We start from the raw sequence: 6000 nt of genomic DNA, 5'->3' as shown, positions 1-6000 counted from the left end.
CAAGCAAACGCTTGCTCGTGGTCGCAAGCAAACGCTTGCTCGTAGTTGACGCGGGGTGGAGCAGCCCGGTAGCTCGTCAGGCTCATAACCTGAAGGTCACAGGTTCAAATCCTGTCCCCGCAACCAAATCAAAAGGCCCGCTTGGCTCCTCGCCAGCGGGCCTTTTGCTTTGGCAGCCAACGATGGTCGCCCTACCCGCCAACCCGGTGAACTGCGGCGCCAAGAAAGTCGAGCGCTGAACGGCGCCGATGATCTTGACGCCGCGGGGTACCGTACCGATCTTCAGAAAGCCCTTTTGGGCTACGCGCCGTCGCCAGTTTTGCCGTCCCTTGCGTGATGATCGAACCGGCGGCTATGCATTCCTGACCGGAGCGAAGGCGCAGAAGCCTGCCGCGTATCTGGAGAAACTTGGTGGCACAGCGATCGGGAAGTGCGGATCTTCCGCTGCACGGCGGGCGCGTGCCGAAATGGCTCGGCGATCGCATGACCCGGCTTGGCGCCGTCATGTGCGAGGCGATCGTCCATCACTACGGCCGCGACGAATTGCTGCGCCGCCTGGCGCATCCGTTCTGGTTCCAGTCCTTCGGAGCCGTCATGGGCATGGACTGGCATTCGTCCGGGATCACCACCAGCGTTGTCGGCGCCCTGAAGCGCGGTCTGTCGCCGCTTTCCGGCGAGCTCGGCGTCCACGTCTGTGGCGGCCGTGGCGCGCACTCGCGCAAGACTCCGCAGGAGCTTGCCACCATCGGCGAGCGCGTCGGCTTCGATGGCGACAGGCTGGCGACCGCCAGCCGGCTGGTCGCCAAGGTCGACAGCGCCGCGGTGCAGGACGGATTCGATCTCTACCTGCACGGCTTCATCGTCACCGATGACGGCAACTGGGTCGTCGTGCAACAGGGCATGAACGGCGATAGCCGGGTGGCGCGCCGCTATCACTGGCTGGCGGAAGGCCTGAAAAGCTTCGTCGACCAGCCGCATGCCGCGATCGAGGGCGCCAACCAAGGGGAGATCGTCAACCTGACCGACCGGCGCGCCGATGCCTCGCGACAGCGGCAACTGGAGCTTCTGCACAATCTCGGACCGGACCGGATCGTGAGCGAGCTTTCGGCGCTGGAGCGTGGCACGCCGCCGCCGCCGGCGCAGCCGCTGCTGCCGCATCTGGTGATGCCGGCGCACCATGATGTGCGCGAAAGCGATGTCGTCATGCGCCGCCTGCACGGCAACATCGCGGCGGCGGCCGATCGCGGTCCGAAGGATTTTGCCGGGCTGCTGCTGGTGCCCGGCGTCGGCGCCCGCACGGTGCGGGCCCTTGCGCTGGTAGCCGAGGTTCTGCACGGCGCGCCATGCCGGTTTTCCGATCCCGGACGCTTTTCCCTGGCGCATGGCGGCAAGGACCGGCACCCGTTCCCGGTGCCGCTCAAGGTCTATGATGAAACGATCGGCGTGCTGAAGTCGGCGATGCAAAAGGCGAGGCTGGGTCGGGAGGAGGAGATCGGCGCCCTGAAGCGGCTGGACGACCAGTCCCGTCAGGTCGAACGCTACGTCACCGGTCCCAGTTTGAAAGAGATCGTCGCCGGCGAGTTCGACCAGTCGCACCTGCTTGGCGGCCGCAGCGTGTTCGGCTGGGAGAAGCCGCCAGAGGCGACGACCGGCAAGCCCGCCAAGGAAGAACAGGGCTGAAAGTCCTCATGCGTCAAGGTCGATGAGGGCGATGCCAAGTTCGGGGCGTGTCCTGCGCCGCAAGTGGCCTGGCGTTTCGACCAGCGTGACCTCCAGCGTCGGCCGCACGTGCCCGTTGAGCAGATGTCCGCCGCGCGTCGTGCCGTCCGCCAGGCCGAGCACGGCGTGGACATGGAGGCTCGGCTTGCCGTCGTCGCCCGTGGCGATATCGCCGATTGCGCTCAGCACTTCGCACTGTTCCAGCACCGGAATCCTGCGGTATTCGGTCTTTTCAAAGTCGAACCATCCGACGGTCGCCCTTTCGAAGGCGCCGATGGCGGTCAGCGAGGCGCTGCCGATATCGTGATCGGCGGCAAACGCCGTCAGTGCCGAGAAGGCCTCTTCACCCATGTCTAGGACCACAATGAAGGTCCTTTGTTCGGCACTTTCGGCAACGAGTTGGGATTTCATCCTGAGCCTCCTGGCGGCTTTCTTTTTCTGTTGGTCGACCGTGTATGACCGTTGGCGGCAACTCGGCGGTCGCGCCCCCGCGCTACTGTACCGGAGCGGTGGCGGGGGCCGTGTAGCGCCGGCGCACCGCGTCGAGCACGCGCTTGCGGCTTTCCTGCGCCGACAGCGTCTTGTCCTTCTCCGCGGTCTCGGTTTCGCGGGCGAGGTCCTTGTCCCTGATCTGATGGCGGAACCATTCCGAGTAGTCGCCGGCGCGCAGATGATGCTCCCAGGTCTTGTCGTCGATGCCCTCGGCCATCTGGGCGAAGATAATCAGATTGTGCGCCCTGAGGTTCATGGCATCGTCCGGGCCCCTGAAATAGAAGCTGCCGGCCTCGTCGAGTTGCCCCTCGGCATATTTGCGGCTGTGCCGTTTGAGCGACTGGCGCGGCTCGATCGCCTTGACCGACATCGGCTTCTTGCCATTGCGCGGCCGCCAGAACAGCACGCGGTCACCCTTTTGCGACGACATCGCGCCCGGCTCTTCAACGCCGGTCTCGTGACAGAATGTCCGCACGACGCTCTTCGCCTTTGGGCCAAGCGCGATGACCGCTGTCACCAGGCGCAAGGCATCGGTCGAGATCGCTTCCGGATGGACGGTGATGAGCACCGTGCCCGGCAATTCCAGCGACAGCACGGCGCGCGTGTCGTCGCGGCGTTTCGGCAGGAGATGATGGGCTTCGTCGATGACCAGCCAGTGCGGCCTCGCCGTGCGGTAGCGGAAGCTGCCGAGGCCTGGCAGCAGGTCGGCGAAGAAGTCGGGCCGTTCGTTGACCCGCAACGCCAGCCCATTGACCACCACATTGGTGTCCGGCTTCTCGATCAGGTCGAGCAGCTGTTCCTTCGTCGGCACACTCGACCCGTCGCCGAGCTTGACCGCACCTTGCAGGCCGTCATAGTCGCCTTCCGGGTCGAAGATGCAGAACTGATAGCCGGTCTCGACGAAGCGCTCGGTCAGGGCGGTGGCCAGCGTGGATTTGCCGATGCCGGAACTGCCGGCGATCAGGACAGTGTCGGTCGGCGACAGATAGACGTCCTTGCCGCCGGACGTACCAAGCAGGATGCCGTCGCGGGGCCTTTTGACGAGCCCGCGATCGTGCTTGATCAATTTGCCGATCAGTTCCTCCACGCCCTTGCCGCGTGCGCCGCGCGTGACGAGATCGGCGGTGTTCTTGACCGCCGGCAGCGCATTGTCGACAGCAACGCTGCAGCCACAGGCCTGCAGGAAGGCATGATCGTTTTCCGCGTCGCCGACCCCCACCGCGTTGCGCGGCGACAGGCGAAGATCGCCAAGCGCGGCGGCGAGCCCGGTCGCCTTGTTGATGCCGCTCGGCAGGATCATCACCGCGCCCTTGTTGAAGATGATCTCCAGTTCCAGCCCGAGTTCCTTGATGACGTCGAGCACCGTGGCCTGGTGCGGCTCCCAGGTGGCGACGATGGAGCGCCCGACGGAAAGCGGTTTCACGCCGCGCTTCTTCAGCCCGGCGACGAGATCGGCCGACGGCGATGGCGATATCGTGCGCTCCTCCTCGCTGGCGGGCGTGTAGACCAGCGCTCCGTTTTCGGCGACGACCTTGTCGAACAATGCAAGTTCCGGAAATACCCGCTTGAGGTCGGGCAACTCGCGTCCCGTCACCAGGATCAGCTTGCGGCCGGTCTTCTTCAGTTGCTCAAGCGCCGACAGCGTCTTTTTGGTGACGATGCCATCGTGCGCCAGTGTGCCGTCATAGTCCGTCGCCAGGGCAATGAAATACATCCTCTGAGCCTCCATTGCTCGACGTGGATGGCTGTCTGTTAGCCTGAAGAAGGAACAACGCCTGTGGGACGAAAAGGTTTTGCGCCAATTGCGCGCCGAGCCGGAACTGCCGTGGCTGAGCGACGTTTCCAACGCACATCGGGTCAAGGAGTTCGACAATGCAAACCCCAGTCGCCAGTCCAACCTATCCTGCCGCCGCCCTTGCCATCGTGCCCTTTGACGGCACGGTGACAGTCAGGTTCTCGGACGCCGTGGTGGCGTCCAGCGAGCGGGCGAAGGTGCTCCATGAAGACGGAGGCGATCCGGTCTTCTACATACCGTTCGAAGATATCTATTTCGAGCTTTTCGAGAAGACGAACACCACCACAAGCTCGCCCTTGGGCACGGCAAGTTACTGGCGCGTCCATGCCGTCGGCGGATCGGCCGATGATTTCATGTGGGCCTATGAGACGCCCGAAACAGCCGCTTTGGCCATCGCCCGTCACGGCGCCTTCGACCCGGACAAGGCGCGCATCGATGCCGACCCGGCAGAGGACGTACGGCATACGCCGCGCATCCCCGGATAATCTCCAGACGGTCCGATGGGGCCTATCAGTGCGCCGGGAATGCAAACAGATCTGAATCGACGTCCTCGAGGCCGTCAATCGCCGATGAAACCAACTCGGAAGCGATCTGCGAGAAGGTGATGCCATTGCCGCCATAGCCCATCACAGCGTGAATGCGCGGGTGGCGGGGCAGGGCGCCGATATAGGGCAGGCCGGAGGTTGTGGTTCCGAAGGAGCCGGTCCACGAGAATTCCGGCCTGGTGTCCAGCTTCGGCAACAAGCGGCCCAGCTTTGCTGCCAGGCGCTTGGACTTTTTGGCGATCAACGCATCGCGATGCTCCTCGTCGGTGAAATCCTCGTCCTCGCCGCCGCAGATGACGCGGCCATCCGCCGTCGTGCGGATGTAAAGGTAAGGCTCCGACGCCTCCCAAAGCAAAGCGGCGCCTGGCCATATGTCTTTTGGCTGGCGCGCTGTGGCGATTGCCCAGGTCGAAACGATGCTGTGCGCGGTGGCCGGGATGATGTCGGTCAACTCATAGCCGGTGGCGAGCACCAGATGTCGCGCGGTGATCGTCGGACCACCGCCGGTTTTGACAACGACCTCGTCGCGATCGCTCCTGATCTCGTCCGCCTCCACAGGGGCATAAAGGCGCGCCTTGCGCCCCACCGCGCTGAGCAGGAGCCCGGCGGTTAGCTTGCGCGGGTCGAGCGCAATGTTGTCGTGGCTGAGGATGGCAGCCGCGCGATCGATGCCGAAACTATCCGACAGAGCCCTGCGGGTAAGATAGGTCGCGGCGATCCCGGCCTGCCGGCGTGCATCGCTTTCGTCGCGCAGCTGCGCCGGCGCGAGCAGATTGCCGGCAAGATAGAGTGACGGCAAGCGTGCCAGGTTGCAGGTTATGCCGAGTTCGGCAATCCGCCCGCGAAGATTGACCACGGCCAGGCGCGAGCGCCGCCACGCGCGCACGGCGTCGATCTTGCCCTTGATCGCGGCAAGTTTGATCAGCGGTTGATCAAGTTCAAATTGCACCAGCGCCGTCGTCGCCGAGGTCGATCCCAGAAGCGGGCCGCGCCGATCGATGCAGACCACGCCATGGCCCGCGCGCGCCAGTGCGTCCGCCATCATGGCGCCGCTGATGCCCATGCCGACGACCAGCACCTCGGCCCTTATATCTCGTGTCAACTTTCCTGTGGGCACCGGCGGCGCGCGATAGGCGAACCAGACCGGCCGGCCGCTTCTGAGGTCGAGTTTGCGGACCAATGCTCCCTCCGCGCTATCCGACGGCGGTTCGCCACAGACAAAAGCCCGCCGATCGCTGCTCGATCAGCGGGCAATGCCAGGTCTGCCGGCGTCGCTACAGGCGGCCGAGGACAACCAGGATGATGACGATCAGCAAGACCAGCCCAAGGCCGCCGCCGCCGTAGTAGCCGGTGCCGTAAAACGGTCCGCCGCCAAGGCCACTGAAGCCGCCGAGCAAGATGAGAATCAGTAGAATGATAAGAATTGTGCCGAGACCCATGGGAGTTTCC

6 protein-coding genes and 1 tRNA gene are annotated in these 6000 nt (G+C 64.5%); 3 read left to right on the top strand and 4 right to left on the bottom strand.

Annotated features, from left to right (window positions below; genetic code table 11):
* The first annotated feature begins 49 nt into the window (after positions 1 to 49).
* Together EN846_RS09710 and EN846_RS09705 are read left to right on the top strand one after the other, a co-directional pair.
* Positions 50 to 126: transfer RNA gene (locus EN846_RS09710), tRNA-Met, on the top strand.
* A 285-nt stretch (positions 127 to 411) separates the two neighbouring features.
* Positions 412 to 1680, top strand: coding sequence for a DUF763 domain-containing protein (locus EN846_RS09705; protein ID WP_127392040.1), 1269 nt, complete (start codon positions 412 to 414; stop codon positions 1678 to 1680).
* A gap of 6 nt (positions 1681 to 1686) precedes the next feature.
* Here EN846_RS09705 and EN846_RS09700 read toward each other — a convergent pair whose 3' ends face one another.
* Together EN846_RS09700 and EN846_RS09695 are read right to left on the bottom strand one after the other, a co-directional pair.
* Entirely contained in the window at positions 1687 to 2130 is a 444-nt protein-coding gene (locus EN846_RS09700) for a PPC domain-containing DNA-binding protein (protein ID WP_127392041.1), read from the bottom strand.
* 82 nt (positions 2131 to 2212) lie between these two features.
* Positions 2213 to 3925 carry an HAD family hydrolase gene (locus EN846_RS09695; protein ID WP_127309404.1) on the bottom strand — a complete coding sequence of 571 codons (1713 nt, stop codon included), beginning with the start codon at positions 3923 to 3925 and terminating at the stop codon, positions 2213 to 2215.
* Positions 3926 to 4083: 158 nt separating this feature from the next.
* On the opposite strand from EN846_RS09695, the gene EN846_RS09690 reads away from it, so the two are divergent.
* Complete coding sequence (locus EN846_RS09690; protein ID WP_127392042.1) at positions 4084 to 4491, top strand: DUF427 domain-containing protein; 408 nt, start codon at positions 4084 to 4086, stop codon at positions 4489 to 4491.
* 25 nt (positions 4492 to 4516) lie between these two features.
* Here the strand turns inward: EN846_RS09690 and EN846_RS09685 are convergent, their stop codons facing one another.
* Positions 4517 to 5731 (bottom strand): FAD-binding oxidoreductase, encoded by a 1215-nt coding sequence (locus EN846_RS09685; RefSeq protein ID WP_127392043.1) that lies wholly within the window; start codon positions 5729 to 5731, stop codon positions 4517 to 4519.
* A 94-nt stretch (positions 5732 to 5825) separates the two neighbouring features.
* Positions 5826 to 5990 (bottom strand): DUF3309 family protein, encoded by a 165-nt coding sequence (locus EN846_RS09680; protein ID WP_127283184.1) that lies wholly within the window; start codon positions 5988 to 5990, stop codon positions 5826 to 5828.
* Positions 5991 to 6000 lie beyond the last annotated feature (10 nt).

The sequence above is a fragment of the Mesorhizobium sp. M4B.F.Ca.ET.203.01.1.1 genome, assembly GCF_004791025.1.
Taxonomy (GTDB): domain Bacteria; phylum Pseudomonadota; class Alphaproteobacteria; order Rhizobiales; family Rhizobiaceae; genus Mesorhizobium; species Mesorhizobium abyssinicae.
This window is presented reverse-complemented; position numbering and strand designations above follow the sequence as displayed.